The following is a 19,527-nucleotide window of genomic DNA, read 5'->3' as shown; positions in this document are numbered from 1 at the left end:
CACTCGTTTGCGTGCTCGTTTTCTCGCTAGCTTGCTCATTCGTTTCTTCGAATTGGCTAGCACTCTGTTTTGACTCAAGCTCCAACTCTTCGGCCTCAGCCTCAGCCGATACTCTTTCTCGGATCAGCTGGCATTCGTGTAGATACTCAGGCAGTCCTGCGGTGATCTCTGCACCAACGAGTACTATCACCCAAGAAACATAAACCCACACAAATAAAATGGGTATTATCGCCAGGGCACCGTAGATGGCCTCGTAACTCGGGAACTGAGTCACATAGTATGCGAAGCCCTTCTTGCCCAGCTCAAACAACATGGCTGCGACCAATGCACCGAGTAACGCATGCAGAAACTTAACCTTCTTAACGGGCACAACCATATATAGCAGTAGAAAGGCCGCCACCGAAAAGAACATAGGCAGGCGCTCAATCAATATGGGAACCACCCCGGAAAGCTCTTCGGTATTGAACACCTTTAACGACACTATGTAAGAGGTTGCGACTAAACTAGCCCCCACCAACACTGGTCCTAAGGTCAGCACCATCCAATACATAGAAAAAGAGACCGCCGCCTGGCGCTTCTCTTTGGTGCGCCAGATACTGTTTAGTGCCTTATCGATAGCCGAGATCAGCAGCAGTGCCACCACCACTAAGGCAGCGATACCTACGCTAGTCCCCTTAGAGGCATTGGCAACAAACTCATTAATATAGATCTGCACCGTATCACCGGCGGCAGGCAGAAAATTGTCATAAACAAACGCCTCTAACTTTTCACGAATGCCGGAAAAAACCGGGAACGCCGACAACATGGAAAACATCACCGCCACAATTGGCACCAGTGACAACAGGGTGACATAGGCTAAGTGTCCAGCCTTAATATTGACTTGGTCTTCTTGAAAGCGACTGAGTAGGTGTAAGAAAAATGCCCAAATACTCAGTAAGAAAGAACGAACCTGTTTTATCACAATCTTATTTTTCACTTGTTACTCTTGATTCTGTTAAAGTTAGTCTTAATCTATTAGACGATAATAATCATTATCTTGGTACAATAAAGCTTATAACCTTCTCTTTACAAGCATAAGGATTGAATTGATGTCTCAACAAGGATCAGCGGGCAATGTTATTGCCGCCATCGCGAGCTTTTTCTTCCCAGGCCTTGGACAGCTTGTTCAAGGGCGTATTTTAGCGGCTCTACTTTTCTGCGTTATTGCCGTTGTCGGTTATGCCCTGTGGTGGCTTATTGTTCCGGCTATCATAGGCGGTATTGCCCACCTATGGAGTATTATCGATGCAGCTAAGTTTCGCTCAGAGTAGCCTTTAAATTTTCAGGGATAAAAGAAAATGAAAAAACTAATTACCACCGCTGTTATTAGCACTAGTTTACTACTGGGTGGCTGCCAGAGTGCCTATTATGGCGCGATGGAAAAAGTGGGTTATCACAAGCGCGACATTATGGTCGATCGGGTCGAAGACGCTAGAGAATCTCAAGAGGATGCCCAAGAGCAATTCAGCTCGGCGCTAGAAGAGATGCAAGCACTCCTTAACCATGATGGTGGCGACTTAGAAAGTGCCTATAACAAGGCCAAAGACGAATACGAATCGGCACAAGATGCAGCCGATGATGTCACCAATCGTATCGACAAAGTTGAAGATGTGGCCGAGGCACTATTTGACGAATGGCAAACAGAGATTGGTGAGATCAGCAAGGCCAGCCTACGCCGTAACAGTGAGTCTAAGCTCAAAGAGACTCGCCGTTCATATAACCAACTAGTAAAAAGCATGCGCCGCGCCGAGAGCAAGATGGAACCAGTTCTCACCGCGATGAAAGACAATATGCTGTACCTAAAGCATAACCTTAACGCCCAAGCCATTGGCGCGATTAAAGGGGAATTTGCTAGCCTGCAGACCGATATCTCAGGGTTAATTAAAGAGATGAACAAATCGATCGATGAATCGAACAAGTTTATTGCCTCATTAGAAGGTAAATAAACACCCCCTAAAGTGAGGTTCCTAAGCAGCATAACTTAGGAACCTAACTTGTGAGCTAACACATCGTTTTCAACGCTATAATCCTCATTTTTCGATCTCCCGCACAAGCTAAGCGTTCAACAAGAACTAATTCTCAAACAAAGTTTCACAATAGTATCAATCCTATTTTAACTGACGCTATCTATGAGCTTTATCGAATCTTTAACTCTTGCCTTAGCGCTGACCTATAGCACCAGCCTACTGTATTGGAGTGGTAAGAAATGGGGCGCACTAACTACCGGCCTCCTAATAACCGCTGCCATCATTTCTAGCCTATATTGGCCTCTTATCGCAGCTCTAGGCCTTGCCGTTATCATTATCGGCCTAGTGACTAAGTTTCAGCCTGAAGTCGCTCAAGGCGCTCTGAGGGCCAATAACCTACGAGACGGGGTACAACATCTTTTGGCACTGTCGATGCTATTGGTTGGTGTGCAATTTGCGGTTAATGCCGCGTTACTTAAAGCTGGCATCACACCTTGGCTGATGAGCCCCGATGTTGGCGATGCCTTTTTGCCCATTGCTGGCGGCATCGAGATCAAGGCGATTCTCAGCTTGGGGATCTGGGATCAAAACCACCCTGCAGCTGCGGTCATGTTAACTGTGGTGTTACTGACAGGTTTACTATGTAAACGCGCCTTCTGCGGCTGGGCCTGCCCGTTAGGCTTGGCTGGTGAATACCTGTATAAACTCAGAAAGCGCTTCATCAAGCAGGAGCTATTGCCACCCGCTTGGATAGACTGGCCACTACGTATGGTCAAATACCTGCTGTTACTGGCCTTGCTGTACATCATTGTTGGCATGCCGAGTCAGAGCATTCCCGGCTACTTAAACAGTAATTACCACAAGATTGCCGATCTTAAGATGGCACTGTTCTTTATCACTCCGGGGCTTGTGACCTTAATCTGTTTCGGCTTCATTCTTGGGCTTGCCGCATGGCGCCGCCAAGGTTTCTGCCGCTATATCTGCCCTTATGGTGCGTTGCTTGGACTAGTAAGCTTCTTAAGTCCATTTAAGATCCGCCGCAGTACTCAACATTGTTTAATCGAATCAAAAGGGATGAGCTGCGATAAGTGCAGCCGCGCCTGCCCGGCTAATATCCAGGTACATAACCAAATCAACATCCGTTCAGACGAGTGCCAAGCCTGTATGCGCTGCGTGTCCGCCTGCCCTAAGAAGGAGGCGCTGCATTTTAGTGCTCGTAACGGTTGGAAACTCTCTGCACGCGGACTCAGTATCATGCTGCTAATCATCATGTTCCTGCTACCACTGCTCGCTTACCTAGGCGGCTTCTGGCACAGCGAAACGCCTGTCGAGGCACGGATGTACTTAATTCAACATCTGGATAGGATTGGCCATTAACGGAAGGTTCTAGGTTCTAGGTTCTAGGAAAGCAGGGAAAGGCCAGGATGGTAATAGTCGAACGGCCTTCGGCCTTACGAACGTGACTAGGTCACTTACGGCACGCTGCGCTTACGGAAGAGATGGAAAAGCTAAGAAAGGGCAAAGCTGCTGGTGTTTGCTTTTACTTTTACTAGTAGGGCTTTAGCCCGTCCTCGCAGCGAAGCGTCCTAGGAGCTAGGAACTTCTTTTAAAGCTAAGAAAAGAGCCTGCTCCATGAAAGGAGCAGGCTCATTAAATTCCGCCTATTGATTTGGATACGAATAAGCTTGAGTTAGTTTACTCGTTTGGCGTGCGTCTTGATTGTTGGTGATGCAATGGCATCCTGCGCGCCAATTAATTGCAGCTCATAAGCGCCTTGATTAAAGGTCTCTAGTAGTACGGCATCAACCGAAGCATTAGTGCGCTCAAAAGCTTCTACTGAGTTAAAGCCTGCTTGCAGGTTCGCTAGCATCAAGCCACTGATCAAATCACCTACGCCCACAGGTTGCTTATCAAACTCATATAGAGGGCGAGAGATTAAGTAACTGCCGGTCTTGGTCACCAACAACATCTCAAACTGTTCTTGGCTCGTGGCAGCCTTAGCAAGGTGTTTCACTACCACAACCTCAAGCCCTTTCTCTAACAGGCACTCACACGCATTTATCACTTCATCCAGATTATGCAGCTCTCTATCGGTCAGCGTTTCCAGCTCCAATAGATTAGGCGCGATAATATCGGCTTCGGCCAAGGCCTGAGTCTTTAGAAACTCCTGCACGCCCGGCGCAACGATGCAGCCTTTCTCTGGGTGGCCCATCACAGGGTCACAGAAGTAGATCGCCTGAGGATTGAGGGCTTTCATCTTTTTCACTGCCGCGACAATTTCACCACCCTGCTCGGCACTACCTAGGTAGCCACTGAGAATAGCGTCACAGCTTTGCAGTTTACCGATATTGTCTAACCCTTGTACCAACTCGGTGATCTGCCCTGCAGGCATAATCGTTCCCGTCCATCCTTGCACATACTGAGTATGGTTGGAGAACTGAACCGTATTGATTGGCCACACCTCCATACCTAGACGACGCATTGGGAATACGGCGCTACTGTTTCCTGCGCAGCCGAAGACCACATGGGATTGAATGGATAAGATCCGCTTCATGGTTACAACCTTTAATTCTGTTAGCGATTTAATAGAGGGCACTCAATAGCTATATGATTACAACTATTTGAGGTATTTTTCCGAATTATACCTATTCGTCTAAATTAGTATTGCCAAACTTAATCAGCCTGTGAGCTATTACACTGATATTTGCAGAACAGCTAAGCAATAGTCAGCCTTGGTAGCCTATATGAGGTCAATTAACTCATTAAAAAAGCCCTGAACACTTTCATGTCCAGGGCTTTTTAAATTCTTAACCTGGTTACAGGTTGAAGCTAAACGCGGTCATTACTTACGGTTATGACGCTTACGCTCGTTTTCAGTCAAGTAACGCTTACGAACACGGATGTTCAGTGGTGTTACTTCTACTAATTCGTCATCATCGATGAACTCAAGAGCTTGCTCAAGTGTCATTTCGATATGCGGAGTTAGTACCTGAGCTTCGTCAGTACCAGATGCACGCATGTTAGTTAGCTGCTTACCTTTCAAACAGTTAACTGTTAGATCGTTAGCACGTGCGTGAAGACCAACTACCTGACCTTCGTATACTTCTGCAGCGTGACCAATGAATAGACGACCACGCTCTTGCAGACCGAATAGTGCGAACGTTAGTGCTTTACCAGTAGCGTTAGAGATCAATACACCACGTGCACGTTGACCGATATCGCCACCCTTCACTGGACCGTAATGGTCGAATGAATGGTAGATAAGACCTGTACCAGAAGTGGCTGTCATGAATTCAGTTTGGAAACCGATTAGACCACGGCTAGGGATAACGAAGTCGATACGTACACGACCCTTACCGTCTAACTGCATGTCCTTCATGTCACCCTTACGAGTACCAAGCTTCTCGATCACTGCACCTTGATGTTCTTCTTGAACGTCAACAGTTAGTGTTTCGAACGGCTCACACATCTCGCCATCGATCTCTTTCATGATAACTTCTGGACGAGAAACGGCTAGCTCGTAACCTTCACGACGCATGTTTTCAATCAAGATAGATAGGTGAAGTTCACCACGGCCTGATACGCGGAAACGATCTGGGCTGTCAGTCTCTTCAACGCGAAGTGCCACGTTATGAACGAGTTCCTGCTCTAGACGCTCAAGGATGTTACGTGAAGTTACGTACTTACCTTCTTTACCCGCGAACGGAGAAGTGTTTACCTGGAAAGTCATTGTTAGTGTTGGTTCATCAACAGACAATGGAGGTAATGCTTCAACAGTTGTCGTGGCACAGATAGTGTCAGAAATCTTAAGCTGACCAAGACCAGTAATCGCTACGATGTCGCCAGCGTTAGCTTCAGACACTTCGTGACGCTCTAGACCCATGTAACCTAATACTTGGCCTACTTTACCGTTACGCTTGTTACCTTCAGCATCGATGATAGTTACTTGCTGGTTAGTCTTAACGCTACCACGCTTGATACGACCAACACCGATAACACCTACGTATGAGTTGTAGTCCAGCTGCGAAATCTGCATCTGGAAATCACCTTCAGCATCAGCATCTGGTGAAGAAACTTTTTCAATGATCGTTTCGAATAGCGGCGTCATGTCTGCGCTAACTTCGTCTGGATCTAATGAAGCAAAACCGTTTAGTGCAGAAGCATAAACGATTGGGAAGTCTAGCTGCTCATCGGTAGCGCCTAGGTTGTCGAATAGATCGAATACTTGATCGATAACCCAATCTGGACGCGCGCCTGGACGGTCAATCTTGTTAATCACAACGATTGGCTTTAGGCCTTGAGCGAAAGCTTTCTTAGTCACGAAGCGAGTCTGTGGCATTGGGCCATCTACTGCGTCAACTAGTAGTAATACTGAGTCAACCATAGATAGAACACGCTCTACCTCACCACCGAAATCGGCGTGACCAGGAGTATCAACGATGTTGATACGGTAATCGTTCCACTTGATGGCAGTGTTCTTGGCCAGAATCGTGATACCACGTTCCTTTTCAAGATCATTTGAATCCATCACCCGCTCAGTGGCTTCTCCTCGAGACTCAAGGGTTCCTGACTGCGCCAGCATCTTATCAACCAAGGTAGTCTTACCATGGTCAACGTGTGCAATAATGGCGATGTTACGTAAATTCTCTAACACGGCTAAACCTCTTACCATCGGTATATAAATAGGGGGGATTTGCAACTCACTAAAGCCAGTTTAGTATAGTAGTTGCAATAAAAAGCGTGACATTCTACTCTAGCTCGGCGCTATCTCACAGGATTATTTTTAACCAATCGTTAAAAATAACTCTTTCGCATTGATTTTTTTCGTCTTAACGTCCGCTTTTTATACACTTTTTTATAGTTTTGCGATGTGATGCCATTGACGTCAGATTAAATAATAAACAATGTCTTTTATTGGATATTTGAGCCTCTCCTCGCTAAATTACGCTGCTTTTTCCTCTTTAATCACTCAAAAATCTCACTGTCTTAAATCTGAATAACACTTATCGAAGATGGGATACTAATTCCTTGAGTTAGCTCCTATAAAAAACCAACCAGCTTAGTTAATGTGTAGCAGTTGTAAGTGGGACGAACATAAATCCGCTAGAGTCAGAATGGTACTGCACAACAATAGCGCGTGCACCACATAGATCCATCGAGCGCACCAAAACAGTGCAACCATGATAACTTTAGCCTGGAAGGCAAATAACTAATCTATTATTTTCAATAAGTTAAATTATTGGCACGAGTCTCGCTATATGAATACCAGAATCGCGTTCAGCGTTAAATATTAAAGATAAAACCAAGGGATTATCCTTTACCCTACTCGGAGACTCTAGAATGTCAGCAGAATCAGTTTTAAAACAACTAGTAGAATTAGAAGTTAAGTTCGTTGATTTGCGCTTTACCGATACTCGCGGTAAAGAGCAGCACGTTACAATTCCAACTCACCAAGTTGATGCTGACTTCTTTGAAGACGGTAAAATGTTTGACGGCTCTTCAATCTCTGGTTGGAAAGGGATTAACGAATCAGACATGGTATTGATGCCTGATCCAGCAAGTTTCGTACTTGACCCTTTCACCGCTGAAACAACAGCGAACATCCGCTGTGACATCCTAAACCCTGGCACAATGACAGGTTACAACCGTGACCCACGCTCAATCGCAAAGAAAGCTGAAAACTACCTACGCTCTACCGGTATTGCTGACACAGTATTAGTCGGTCCAGAGCCAGAGTTCTTCCTATTTGACGATGTGAAATACGGCGCGGACATGTCAGGTTGTTTCTACAAGGTTGATGCTGAAGAAGCTTCTTGGAACTCAGGTACTCACTACGATGATGGCAACACAGGTCACCGTCCAGGCGTTAAAGGTGGTTACTTCCCAGTAGCACCAGTTGACTCTTCACAAGATATTCGTAGTGCAATGTGTTTAGTCCTTGAAGAGATGGGCCAAGTTGTTGAAGCGCATCACCACGAAGTGGCAACTGCGGGTCAGAACGAAATCGCAACTCGCTTTAACACCCTAACATTGAAGGCCGACGAAGTTCAGGTACTTAAGTATGTTGTTCATAACGTTGCTCACGCATACGGTAAGACAGCGACATTTATGCCTAAGCCAATCGTTGGTGACAACGGTAGCGGTATGCACGTACACATGTCACTAGCTAAAGATGGTACTAACCTATTTGCTGGTGATAAGTACGGCGGATTAAGCGAATCGGCCCTGTTCTTCATCGGTGGTGTGATTAAGCATGCTCGCGCAGTCAACGCATTCTCTAACCCATCTACAAACTCATACAAGCGTTTAGTTCCACACTTCGAAGCGCCAGTAATGCTTGCATATTCTGCAGCTAACCGCTCTGCTTCTATCCGTATCCCAGTGGTACCGAGTGCAAAGGCACGTCGTATCGAGCTACGCTTCGGTGACCCAGTGGCTAACCCATACTTAGCATTCTCTGCAATGTTGATGGCAGGTCTTGACGGTATCCAAAACAAGATCCACCCAGGTGAAGCAATGGATAAAGATCTATACGATCTTCCAGCTGAAGAAGCCGCTGAAATCCCAACAGTTGCAACTTCACTAGAAAATGCACTTGAGTGCCTAGATGCTGACCGTGAGTTCCTGACTCGTGGTGATGTATTCTGTAATGACTTTATCGATTCTTACATCAAACTAAAGTCTGCAGACGTTGAACGTATCAACCAAACAACTCACCCAGTAGAATTCGAGCTTTACTACAGCTTGTAATCCTTCTGAGTTGACTCGCTAACCCGAATAATGGGTTAGCATTAGAGCCCTAAACAGCGATGTTTGGGGCTTTTTTATTGCGTTCATTTCTTCTTGAGAAAACAACTAGTCGCTAAAGGTGTACACAGCGACTCGACCACCATGCCCCCCAGCCACCAGAGTATTGCCGTCAATCGCTAGGGTGAAAAATCCCTGAGTTTCGCCATTAATTAGCAGCGGCTGCCAACTATAACCATGATCATATGAGATATCTGTCGACAATTTACCCGATGTAATACAAGTTTCCTCATAACACGCCATTGCGGTGCGTAGCCCTGGGGTAGTACCTGGGGCTTTATGCCAAACATAGCCTCTTCTATAGACCAAGTTAGCATCATGCTTATCCCGCTGCTGATAATCACCACCCAGCACAAATAGATCACCTAACGCATTAAATGCTAGGGCATACCCTCCAGCTGTTTGGGTATCATCATAAAGCGCCACAGGGCGTCTACGCCAATGTTGGCCCCAATCGGCGCTACTATAGACTGAGCTGCTATAGCCACCAGAGGTAAACCAAGCCCTACCGCGCTTATCAACAATTAAGGTGTTGCCGCTAGCGGCAAAGGCGACCTCTTTATCGAGCAGGTTAGGCAGAGCATCTTTAGCAATCCGCTGCCAAGTTTTACCACCATCCGCCGTACGTAAAATCACGTAACCACCACCAACAGGGTCGCCGAGTAACAGTCCATTATTGCGATCCCAAAAAGCGATAGAGTTGAAAAAACCTAACTCATCGGGATTATCAAACAGTAACTGCCAACTTAAACCTTGGTTTTCGGTGATATAGAGTTTAGATAAACCACCTTGACCAGCGCCCATCACTATCGCCGTGTTGGTATCGAACACTTCAATATCGCGTAAGTCAGTCAAAGGGAAGCCTTTAACCGATATATCTAACCAGTTGTTACCACCGTCTTTGGAAATATAGACACTATTATCGCTCCCCGTTACCCAAGCCACGCCATCGAGTATCGCACTACCTCTAAAAGCAGTACTGGGTGCCAGCTTCTGAATACTCCAATCCATGGCAGATGTGCTAAAACAACACAGGCTGAGTAACAGCATGAATGTCTTCATAAAATCCCTTGAAAAATACCCCATGACTATCACTATCGGCCAATCGACACCGATAGGCAAGCTTAGAAACTAGACAGAATGAACTCACACACTCGCGATACAACATCGATAGATTAATTAGTGCACGCTAAATAAAACACATTTAAACAACAAGTTAGCAACAAAAAGTTCTGGACACTGCCTAAACTATGAACTAAATTAAAAGTGTGACACAGATCACCATCTGAGTAATAAGGAACCTACTATGAGAAAAACAGCAACTCGAGTAGCACTGTTGAGTGCAGGACTACTACTTTCAACGGCAAGTCTTGCCGCTATGAGTCCTATTACGGAATGTAATGATTGCTCAAGCCAAGCTGCATTGTCGGCGGCAAAAGCACAGCAAAGCGATAGCGTTTATGTGGTTGATTTTGTTAATCGCACCGCACAGAAATTTGTCACTGACGACAAGGGTGCCGCATTACTGACTAAGCTATCAGTGGGTGAATTAAATCATCTCAACCAAGAATTCAATCACCGCAAAGTGCATTTAAGGGCGGTAAAGCCTTAAGCTTAAAGTGATATGACAGGCCTTAGGCCTGTTTTTTCACCATTCTACAGCTCGTTATCACGATTAGCCTTTCACTATCGGCATCCCTTTATTACAGACAGAAGGCGCTCAACATCGGCCATGTCATTATAAATATGCGGTGATACTCGGATCCCTTCACTACGCAAATCCACACTCACATCGGCCCTCAGCAATGCCGCTAGCACCTGCTGCTGTTTCCCACCAAAATCTAAAATGAGGGTACCGCTGCGCTTAGCCTCAAGCCGAGGCGATACAAGCTCTGTCTCAAATTGCTCAGCAATCACATCGATTAACCATTGGTTATGTTCGCGAAGCTTATGGGAGCCCAATTCCGCAAAGTAGCCTATGCTGTGCGCAGCAATTGCATAGGGGGCTATCGATGGTGTTCCGCCCCAAAACTTTAGTGCAGTCGGATGATAACGAAAATTATGAATATCGAACTCGAAGGGATTTTCATGGCTAAACCAGCCCACGTCTTTGGGCTGACAGCCCTCAATATGCTGCGAGCTCACCCACAAATAGGCTGCTCCCGGACCACCGCATAACCACTTAACGCTAGAGCCAATCATAAAGTCAGGTTGCAAAGCGGCAAGATCGAGCGGCACGATACCGGCCGATTGAGCCACATCGATAAGTGTCAGCACATTCTTAGACTTGGCAATGTCCACTATGTCAGCTAACGGAGCTTGCTGCCCAATATTAGAATAAACGTGGCTAACAAACACTAAATCAATATCCGCGTTAATATACGACTGCCAGACGTTCGCTTCTGTGATATCCAGTTCTTTTGGAATAAAACGTAACTCACAGGAAAGCGGAAGTGCTTTTTGCAGGGCAAAGCCCATGCTTGGAAAGTCAAGCTCACTCATCAGCACAACCGCCTTATCATGCGCGAGCTGCGGTAACGACATCACTAATTTGGTTAGTGCACTAGAAAGGTTAACCTGAGGGCAGAACTCTTCAGCCGAGCCATTAAACAGCTTTGCTAGACTCATGGTAAATTGGTCGATCACCGTTAGCCACTCTTGCCACGGCTCAACTCCCGAAGCTTTCCAAGGGGCAAAAAATTGCTGGCTAAATGCTTGCTCAGCATCTTTCAGCGGTCGACCAACAGAATGGTTAAGCAGGTAGCTTCCCGCCGCTAAGCTAAAATCCTCTTTAAATGATTGCATATTACTTAGCCTCCAAACTCGCTGTTAGCGCTCGTACATCGTCAAACCGAGTTTTAATGTCACTGCGCTGCACTGCGGCACGCCGATCACGCAGCTTCTCTAATGAATTGAGTAAAACGGGTAAAGGAGGACCACTTGCGGTCACCTTAGACATATGTTGCAGCTCCATGGTTTTCGAAGGCTCGGCAATGTACTTAGTCACCAATTCATTATGGTGTTGAATGGCCGTTTCTCCGTGTAATGCGCACACCTCAAGAAACAGCTTTACATTGTTTTGATACCAGGGCTCATGACGCAAATGCATCATGTTAAGCAACTCATCCATAAAGCTATTTCGGCGCATACAATCACGTAAGATAGCCTGGTCTTCTGGCATCATATAGAGGAATTTGTCCACCAACATCTGCGAATATCCCGGCTCGTTGGCATTACAAAGTCCAAGCAGCATATCGATCACATTAATCCCAGCAAAATCGCCAGCATTGGCGCCACGATAAACCTGACTCCCCACACGGTAAGGCTTGTAGTAAGGGCGCACACAATAGAAAAAGTCATCGGCATCAAGCTCTTGAAACAGTACCCGATTCGAGTCAATCACATCTCTGAGTGCCTGTTTAGCAACTTGGAGCAGATCATAGGCGATGGGATGATCTATGCCTAAAGGCTGGATCTTTAACAGCGCATCGGCGGCACGTTTATAGGCCAAAATGCCTTTGGTGTTGTAATCGACAAACAGCTTCTCGGCATCTAGATCGGTAAAGCGTTTATACAAGCCTCCCTGTGCACGGTTATGAGTCGTGAGATGCGCAGTAGCAAATCTTGGCGTTACACCAATAGAGGCACCGATATGCATGGCTAAGGCCGATGCCTCAGTCAGCGGCGATACTCTCTCCCGTGAGGGTTCGGTGATCTCATGGCGGCGACAGGCGGCCATATACAAACCCACGTTACCCAGCAGATCAAATGCATGATCAAAGCCTTCGTCGGTATTTCCCTCCGCCAGCAAGCTCACGATAAGCTCTCGGCCTTCAGACTCTAACTGGGCTTTTAAATCGTCACCGACACCTTCCACATTCGCGCGATCTGCCTGTAAACGATAAAGATGCTCTAGCTCATTATTCAGTGCTACAAATCGAGTACGGATCCAGTGATCGAACGCCTGAGTATTTTGCGTCATTGCCTATCCTTATTTTTCTGGGCTCTAACCATGAGTGAACTAAATTAGCCTAGCAGCATACGTACGGTGTAAATCATTAAACTAAGCCAAATTACTTCCAATTAAGATCGAAATCCCCTATAAAAAGTCTAGTTAATATTGATATTCACCATAAGAAACGAAAGGTTGCCAAGATGGATAACAAAGATCGCAATATACTCGCCATATTACAGCGTCACGGTCGTATTGCGATCTCAGAGCTCGCAGCCAGACTGAACATGTCTGATACGCCTTGCCTTCGCCGTGTTAGAAAACTCGAGCAAACCGGGGTGATCAGTGGCTATGCCGCACAAATTGATCCTAAAGAGGTGGGTCTTAATGTGGTGGTGTATGCTTTTGTGCGATTAAAAGAAAACTCAGATCAGCACGCAATACTGTTTGAAGAGAGCATGGAAAACTTGGAACAAGTTATGGAATGCTCCGTGGTAACCGGTGCCCATGATTACCTACTCAAAATCGTCGCCAGCGACCTGCTCAGCTACGAAAGTTTCGTCAAAAAGTCCCTAGGCAGCCTAAACTGTATCGCAGGTATCGAATCCACCGTGGTGTTAAAGCAAAACTTCTCACGCAGTACTTTGCCGTTATAACGACATTTAAAATGCTCAAAAAAATTCCAACAACAAATCACTAGACGACCGGTCTAATTGTGTTAAGCTGGTTTACATGAAAACGACTCCTCAACAAACACGGCAGCATATTATCGATTCAGGCTACAGTCTGATTTCGAGTAAAGGCTTTTCAAATGTTGGTCTAGCGCAAATCCTTAAATTTGCCGATGTGCCTAAGGGCTCTTTTTACCACTACTTCAAATCTAAGGAGCAGTTTGGTGAAGAGATCATTACCGACTATTTTAAAAACTATTTACACAGTATTGATACGCTGTTTGCCGTAGAAAATAGCTCAGGCCTTGAGAGACTCATGAGTTATTGGCTGCGCTGGCAACAAACTCAAAGTGATGCCTGTGTTGACCAAAAATGCCTAGTGGTCAAGCTCAGTGCCGAGGTTGCCGATCTTTCCGAGTCAATGCGTCTAGCCTTAGACAAAGGCTCATCAGCAGTTATTGCTCGCCTTGCTGATTGTATTGAATCTGGGATAGAAGATGGTTCAATCCCGAGTCTGAATGCAGCGCATACCGCAGAAGCCCTATACCAGATGTGGTTAGGTGCCAGTTTAAGAAATAAATTATCTCGTGATCCAAATGTCATCGAACGCGTATTGCTGATGACCAAAGCCTTGTTGGCCAACCCTGTTTCCTCTTTGAAATAAACCATTGAGTTAACCATCTTTAAATGACCGACAAATTTATCTCCCCGCCTAAGCTTAAGGCGGGAATTTTTTACGAATTTGCTAGACGACTGGTCTACTAAAAGTTAAGCAGCATCATTCGACCACTAGGGTCGCTGAATAGGATTAATTATGTATAGCTTCGATTATTACAACCCAACACATATCAGCTTTGGTGAAGGTAAGATTGCCGAACTCGATAACTTAGTCCCCCAAAATGCCAAAGTATTAATTCTGTTTGGCGGCAACAGCGCCAGAAGCACAGGCACACTCGACGAGGTAAAAGCGGCGCTTAAGCAACGTAATGTGGTTGAATTTGGCGGCATCGAAGCCAATCCCACTTACGAAACCTTGATGCAGGCCGTAGACGTGGTGAAACAGCAAGAGATCGACTTCCTCCTCGCCGTTGGCGGTGGCTCGGTTATCGATGGCACTAAGTTTGTTGCCGCTGCTGTACTATTTGAAGGCGAGCCTTGGGATATTCTTTTAAGTTGGGGGGCTAAGGTCACTCAAGCTATGCCTTTTGGTACCGTTCTGACTTTACCTGCCACAGGTTCAGAGATGAACAGCGCCAGCGTGGTCACCCGCAAAGAGTTTCAAGCTAAATTGTCTTTCATGAGCAACCATGTTTTCCCGAAGTTCTCAGTATTAGACCCGAGTAAAACCTTTACCCTGCCCGAGCGCCAAGTGGCTAATGGGGTTGTCGATGCCTTTATTCACATCACAGAGCAATATCTAAACTACCCGGTTAATGCACCTGTCCAAGACAGATTTGCCGAAGGCTTACTACAAACCCTCATTGAACTTGGTCCTAAAGCATTAACTGAGCCCAAAGACTTCGATGTGCGCGCCAACCTTATGTGGGTGGCAACCATGGCATTGAGCGGTGTGATTGGTAAAGGCGTACCACACGACTGGGCAACTCATATGATAGGCCATGAGATCACAGCTCTGTTTGGCATAGACCATGCGCGTACTATCGCAATGATCTTGCCAGGCATGCTCGATGTACGCCGTGAAGGCAAGCAAGAGAAACTGCTGCAATATGCCGATCGAGTCTGGGGAATTAACCAAGGTAGCCAGGATGAGATCATCGATGCTGCTATCGGTAAGACCCGTGAATTTTTTGAGACTATGGGGATCAAGACTCGCTTATCGGATTACAATTTAGATAGCAGCAGTATCGATGAGATCATTAACCTGCTTGAAGCCCACGGCATGACGGCACTGGGTGAAAAGCAAGATGTAGATCTAGCCATGAGCCGCAAGATTTTAGAGCGTAACCTGTAAACCAAGATAAAACGATATAAGAGACCTCAGCTAGCTAACCGGTGTTATCTCGCTTGTTAGTTGGCAAATCAACAGATAAAAAGGACAACAATATGAACGTATTAATGGTACTCACTTCACACGACAAACTTGGCGACACAGGCTTAAAAACTGGCTTTTGGCTCGAAGAGTTTGCCAGTCCTTTTTATCGTTTTAAAGATAGTGGCTTTAATGTCACCTTAGCCTCGCCTGCAGGTGGGCAGCCGCCATTAGATCCAAGCAGTGAACAGGCTGATTTTCAAACGGCAGCAACAGAGCGATTCAATCAAGATCAGCAAGCCAAGCAGCAACTGGCAACGACCAAAGTCTTAGCTGAAATAGACCAAGCCGATTACGATGCCATCTTCTATCCCGGTGGACACGGGCCTTTATGGGATCTCACCAATGATGCTCACTCCATTGCATTGATTGAAGCCTTCTACCAAGCTAACAAGCCTGTAGGCTTGGTGTGCCACGCTCCTGGCGCGCTGAAAAATGTAAAAGCTGCTGACGGCACACCTTTAGTGGCAGGTAAAAAAGTAACCGGCTTCACCAACAGTGAAGAAGCAGCGGTGCAACTTACCGATATCGTGCCTTTCTTGGTTGAAGATATGCTGCAAGAAAACGGTGCGCTATACGGTAAAGGCGATGACTGGAGCAGCTACCTCGCAGTTGATGATAACCTTATCACCGGACAAAACCCGGCGTCTTCTGAAGTGGTCGCCGACGAGATGATCAAACAGCTTAGCTAAGCCAATACAGACTCAGTACTTTCCCGAGAACCAAAATCTACTTACATCACAAGAAAAGCAGCCTATTGGCTGCTTTTCTTGGGCTAGGTGTGTTAATTGGTTCGGTATGTCTCACTAACGCAGCTGACACCGATAGCTGTCATCGAAAAAACGCACACTCGCCTCACCTTGATGCTCCCAAAACTCGAAGTTACGTCCTTGATACTTTGCGCCACTGCCACTGCGAACATTGGTGGCTAACAGTTGCTGCTCACCCATTTTCTCACTCGAAAAGGTAAATACAGCCGTAACTGGGTTTAATTGCGTATAAAAAACAGCGGTTATCTGTGGATGTTGACCACAGTCGAATACAACGGCAGGCGGCACCTCTAGCAATCCACCTTGGATCTGCAACTCGATGATCCGCCCCTTGTAATTTTGCAGTGTACACTCACGTACATCCTGCGCCTTCCAGCAGTCATTACGCCCCTTTATCCAACCTCTTTGCATCGCCTTAGGCTGCTCAGCTGCTGGGATATTTACCACAGCCGCCTTATAAACCTGCGCCATCTGTCTATCGAGCTGCGCCAGTTCGCCATCATGACAGATAAGCGTCTCAACTTGCCCCTGAGCCTTGGTGCAATCAAAGCTAGGTGACATAGGCTCTTGCGTCTGTGTTTTTGCTGGTGCCTGAGCCGTCTCGGTGGCTTGGGATTGCTTAGTAGTGACGGCTTGTTCGAGCACCGTTTGTTGTTCCACTGTGCTACAGGCCGTCACTAAAACTAGGCAACTTGCCATAATGTATTTTTGCATCTGTTATCCTTTAAGCTTTGCTATTTAGAGGGTTAACCGCAGTCAGTGAGATCTAGCTTAACGGTGGGCAACTGACCCATTTCGGTCACATTGTTATCGTTGGGGTTAAAATAATACAGATAACAGCGATCATTATTAAGGTTATTGCCTCGCGGAAAAATAATAAAACCCCGCCCGGCCGTTGCCGTGGTATAGCCACGTTGAGTAAACCAAGCTAAACCACGATTACGCGCACACCAGGCTGTGTCAGAATTTGCCTCGGTGCACTGATTAGAGGTGATAAAAGTCACCCCATCAAACTCCACCAAACGCGAGAAAGTGTTATTCCAGCGGCCATCGGGATAATGACCTCTGACTCGGACGTTCTGGCCATTCTCTAAGGTAAAACGATTTTGAGCAGAGTTAAGATTTTCAGGCCTTAAGGCTATCTGTGCCGCCAGCAGATCTCGAGCCGACTTAAGGCTAGCCTGCATCCCTTTTAGCACGGCGGTATCGGCATCGGTTCTCAAGTTAATAAATTTAGGCACGGCGATAACGGCCAAGATCCCCAACACGATGATCACCACCACTAATTCGATTAAGGTGAAGCCACCTTTCCCTTTGATAAATCTCATGCTGCCCCTATTCATGACGCTTTATTTACTCGCTAATATTTTATATCAATAGACTAAGTTCTACTCTAGCGCTAAAGATAGCAAATTTTTATCTCCGTAATGGAGTGTTATCTTTGCCATAATAAAGTCGATGATTTTTTATGGAAAAAAAGCTAATCTTTCAATGATTACAACCCCGTAACAAAGGACGTCACGATGCGTGTTGGCTTAGCTCTACTGCTGTTATTAGTTGCAACCTTGGCTCATGGGACTGTTTATAAATGGGTCGACGAGAACGGCAAGGTTCACTTCTCTGACAAACCGGTCAAAAACGCCGAAGTCGTCGAGTTAAAAGAGAACACCCAAAACAATATCAAACTCCCCGAAGTCACCGCTCTACCTAGCAGTCGACCCGATACGGATAAGGACAGCGAAAAGATCAAATATGCCGTCCAAATTATCTCCCCTAGTGAAGAGGAGAGTATTCGTGACAACGAGGGCAACCTCACCATTATCGCCAATGTTGAGCCACAGCTCTCTTCCGCCCATGAACTGGCTCTGTTTATGGATGGACAACAGATTGGCAATACACAACAGCACGGCATCTTTAAGCTCAACAATATCGATCGTGGTGAGCATAACTTTGTAGTGAAGGTATTGAGTAAAGACGGCAAACAACTTGCATCGACTCCTGCGAGAAAAGTATTTCTTCATCGGACGACTGTTAATGGGCCTGCACATTTTAGACCTCAGCCTAGAGGTAATGAATAAAAGTCTTTGAATAGACTTACTTAGGAATATTTTGATTTAGTCTACATTCCGATGACGTCTGGTTGCAGCTTGCACCACTTTGGTGCACCATAGTGGTGCAATCAACTCAGATGCCCAAGCGGGTGCATCAGCATAATTCGGAGTAGCCGATGGATACCAGTTTATTGCTCAATCATTTAGTAACGGCAGTGCTCGTTATCAATGAGGAGCTAGAGTTACTCTATGTCAATACCGCCACCGAGCAACTGCTCGGCGTTGGCAGCAATCGACTCACCGAGCAGCCTCTACCAGAACACTATCAACTGCTAGGAGTCGAGCCTCAGGTGCTTAAGCAGGCTATCTGCGAAGGCCAAGGGCTCAGCATTAATACTGTGCCACTGGTGACCATAGATGGCCAGCAGCACACGGTCGATGTCACCCTGACACCACTGGAGCAGGAGCAAAATCTTGCCCTGATTGAGTTACGCCAAGTTGATCAACAGCGACGTATTCACCAGCAATTGACCCAAGATGCCCAGCAGCAAGCGGCGCAATTCTTGGTGCGTAATCTTGCCCATGAAATTAAGAACCCCCTCGGCGGACTGCGGGGAGCGGCGCAGTTATTGTCTCGAGAACTAAAAGAGCCGGAGCTTAATGAATTTACCGATCTGATTATTGAACAGGCAGATAGACTGCGCGGCTTAGTCGATCGTTTACTCGGTCCGCAGAAACCGACACAACATAGCCTGTACAACATCCATGAAGTGATCCAAAAAGTCGTCAAGTTAGTCAACGTCACCCTGCCTAACAATATTGAACTGACTCAAGATTACGACCCCTCGATCCCAGATATCGAAATGGATCCTGACCAGCTACAGCAGGCCATACTAAATATCGTGCAAAACGCGATACAGGCTCTAGAGCCGAGCGGCGGTCATATTCGACTCAAGACTCGAACTCAGCATCAGGTCACCATAGGCACCAAGCGCCACAAGCTAGTACTCATGCTGTCGATTATTGACGATGGCCCTGGGATCCAACCCGAGCTTATGGATACGCTATTTTACCCTATGGTCACCAGCCGCGAGCAAGGCTCAGGCTTGGGCCTTTCTATCGCCCATAACTTTGCCCGTTTACATGGCGGCCGTATCGATTGTGACTCAACGCCTGGTCACACCGAATTTACCATTACCTTACCCATCAATAGTTAATAA

18 protein-coding genes and 1 pseudogene are annotated in these 19,527 nt (G+C 46.3%); 11 read left to right on the top strand and 8 right to left on the bottom strand.

What is annotated here, in order from left to right; all coding sequences use genetic code 11:
• Nucleotides 1-139: 139 nt before the first annotated feature.
• Nucleotides 140-976 (bottom strand): annotated as a pseudogene (locus tag L1D44_RS06610) (virulence factor BrkB family protein); the annotation flags it as partial.
• 112 nt (nucleotides 977-1,088) lie between these two features.
• Here L1D44_RS06610 and L1D44_RS06605 point away from each other — a divergent pair.
• The 3 genes from L1D44_RS06605 (at nucleotide 1,089) to L1D44_RS06595 (ending at nucleotide 3,383) form a co-directional block, all read left to right on the top strand.
• On the top strand, nucleotides 1,089-1,310 hold the full coding sequence (locus L1D44_RS06605) for a hypothetical protein (RefSeq protein ID WP_220768561.1): 222 nt from the start codon (nucleotides 1,089-1,091) through the stop codon (nucleotides 1,308-1,310).
• A gap of 27 nt (nucleotides 1,311-1,337) precedes the next feature.
• Entirely contained in the window at nucleotides 1,338-1,985 is a 648-nt protein-coding gene (locus L1D44_RS06600) for a DUF2959 domain-containing protein (RefSeq protein WP_239889412.1), read from the top strand.
• A 183-nt stretch (nucleotides 1,986-2,168) separates the two neighbouring features.
• On the top strand, nucleotides 2,169-3,383 hold the full coding sequence (locus L1D44_RS06595; protein WP_239889411.1) for a 4Fe-4S binding protein: 1,215 nt from the start codon (nucleotides 2,169-2,171) through the stop codon (nucleotides 3,381-3,383).
• A gap of 313 nt (nucleotides 3,384-3,696) precedes the next feature.
• On the opposite strand, the gene pdxY is transcribed toward L1D44_RS06595, so the two are convergent.
• Together pdxY and typA are read right to left on the bottom strand one after the other, a co-directional pair.
• Nucleotides 3,697-4,560 carry a pyridoxal kinase PdxY gene (gene pdxY, locus L1D44_RS06590; protein ID WP_239889410.1) on the bottom strand — a complete coding sequence of 288 codons (864 nt, stop codon included), beginning with the start codon at nucleotides 4,558-4,560 and terminating at the stop codon, nucleotides 3,697-3,699.
• Nucleotides 4,561-4,848: 288 nt separating this feature from the next.
• Nucleotides 4,849-6,660, bottom strand: a complete 1,812-nt coding sequence (typA, locus tag L1D44_RS06585) for a translational GTPase TypA (RefSeq protein WP_239889409.1) — start codon at nucleotides 6,658-6,660, stop codon at nucleotides 4,849-4,851.
• Between the two features lie 686 nt (nucleotides 6,661-7,346).
• Here typA and glnA point away from each other — a divergent pair.
• Nucleotides 7,347-8,756 carry a glutamate--ammonia ligase gene (gene glnA, locus L1D44_RS06580; protein WP_239889408.1) on the top strand — a complete coding sequence of 470 codons (1,410 nt, stop codon included), beginning with the start codon at nucleotides 7,347-7,349 and terminating at the stop codon, nucleotides 8,754-8,756.
• Nucleotides 8,757-8,861: 105 nt separating this feature from the next.
• Here the strand turns inward: glnA and L1D44_RS06575 are convergent, their stop codons facing one another.
• Nucleotides 8,862-9,875 (bottom strand): oxidoreductase, encoded by a 1,014-nt coding sequence (locus L1D44_RS06575; protein ID WP_239889407.1) that lies wholly within the window; start codon nucleotides 9,873-9,875, stop codon nucleotides 8,862-8,864.
• Between the two features lie 244 nt (nucleotides 9,876-10,119).
• Between L1D44_RS06575 and L1D44_RS06570 the strand changes: the two genes are divergently transcribed.
• Nucleotides 10,120-10,425, top strand: coding sequence for a hypothetical protein (locus tag L1D44_RS06570; RefSeq protein ID WP_239889406.1), 306 nt, complete (start codon nucleotides 10,120-10,122; stop codon nucleotides 10,423-10,425).
• 74 nt (nucleotides 10,426-10,499) lie between these two features.
• Here L1D44_RS06570 and L1D44_RS06565 read toward each other — a convergent pair whose 3' ends face one another.
• The gene (locus tag L1D44_RS06565; RefSeq protein ID WP_239889405.1) at nucleotides 10,500-11,618 is read right to left on the bottom strand and encodes an aminotransferase class V-fold PLP-dependent enzyme; all 1,119 of its coding nucleotides are present in this window, start codon (nucleotides 11,616-11,618) and stop codon (nucleotides 10,500-10,502) included.
• Nucleotide 11,619: 1 nt separating this feature from the next.
• Nucleotides 11,620-12,795 carry a monodechloroaminopyrrolnitrin synthase PrnB family protein gene (locus L1D44_RS06560; RefSeq protein ID WP_239889404.1) on the bottom strand — a complete coding sequence of 392 codons (1,176 nt, stop codon included), beginning with the start codon at nucleotides 12,793-12,795 and terminating at the stop codon, nucleotides 11,620-11,622.
• A 173-nt stretch (nucleotides 12,796-12,968) separates the two neighbouring features.
• On the opposite strand from L1D44_RS06560, the gene L1D44_RS06555 reads away from it, so the two are divergent.
• The 4 genes from L1D44_RS06555 (at nucleotide 12,969) to L1D44_RS06540 (ending at nucleotide 16,178) form a co-directional block, all read left to right on the top strand.
• Entirely contained in the window at nucleotides 12,969-13,421 is a 453-nt protein-coding gene (locus L1D44_RS06555) for an Lrp/AsnC family transcriptional regulator (protein WP_220768549.1), read from the top strand.
• A gap of 76 nt (nucleotides 13,422-13,497) precedes the next feature.
• Nucleotides 13,498-14,100: a TetR/AcrR family transcriptional regulator gene (locus L1D44_RS06550; protein ID WP_239889403.1), complete on the top strand. Its 603-nt coding sequence runs from the start codon at nucleotides 13,498-13,500 to the stop codon at nucleotides 14,098-14,100.
• 150 nt (nucleotides 14,101-14,250) lie between these two features.
• Nucleotides 14,251-15,408, top strand: a complete 1,158-nt coding sequence (locus L1D44_RS06545; RefSeq protein ID WP_239889402.1) for an iron-containing alcohol dehydrogenase — start codon at nucleotides 14,251-14,253, stop codon at nucleotides 15,406-15,408.
• Between the two features lie 92 nt (nucleotides 15,409-15,500).
• Entirely contained in the window at nucleotides 15,501-16,178 is a 678-nt protein-coding gene (locus L1D44_RS06540) for a type 1 glutamine amidotransferase domain-containing protein (RefSeq protein WP_239889401.1), read from the top strand.
• 114 nt (nucleotides 16,179-16,292) lie between these two features.
• On the opposite strand, the gene L1D44_RS06535 is transcribed toward L1D44_RS06540, so the two are convergent.
• The gene (locus tag L1D44_RS06535) at nucleotides 16,293-16,970 is read right to left on the bottom strand and encodes an MliC family protein (RefSeq protein ID WP_239889400.1); all 678 of its coding nucleotides are present in this window, start codon (nucleotides 16,968-16,970) and stop codon (nucleotides 16,293-16,295) included.
• Nucleotides 16,971-17,002: 32 nt separating this feature from the next.
• Entirely contained in the window at nucleotides 17,003-17,584 is a 582-nt protein-coding gene (locus L1D44_RS21750; protein ID WP_275660416.1) for a prepilin-type N-terminal cleavage/methylation domain-containing protein, read from the bottom strand.
• Nucleotides 17,585-17,779: 195 nt separating this feature from the next.
• On the opposite strand from L1D44_RS21750, the gene L1D44_RS06525 reads away from it, so the two are divergent.
• Together L1D44_RS06525 and glnL are read left to right on the top strand one after the other, a co-directional pair.
• Complete coding sequence (locus L1D44_RS06525; RefSeq protein ID WP_220768544.1) at nucleotides 17,780-18,334, top strand: DUF4124 domain-containing protein; 555 nt, start codon at nucleotides 17,780-17,782, stop codon at nucleotides 18,332-18,334.
• 149 nt (nucleotides 18,335-18,483) lie between these two features.
• Entirely contained in the window at nucleotides 18,484-19,524 is a 1,041-nt protein-coding gene (gene glnL / locus L1D44_RS06520; RefSeq protein WP_239889399.1) for a nitrogen regulation protein NR(II), read from the top strand.
• Nucleotides 19,525-19,527 lie beyond the last annotated feature (3 nt).

It is taken from the genome of Shewanella sp. Isolate13 (assembly GCF_022398325.1).
In the GTDB taxonomy this organism is placed as follows: domain Bacteria; phylum Pseudomonadota; class Gammaproteobacteria; order Enterobacterales; family Shewanellaceae; genus Shewanella.
The sequence above is the reverse complement of the archived record's forward strand: the minus strand, read 5'-3'. Positions and strand labels throughout refer to the sequence as shown.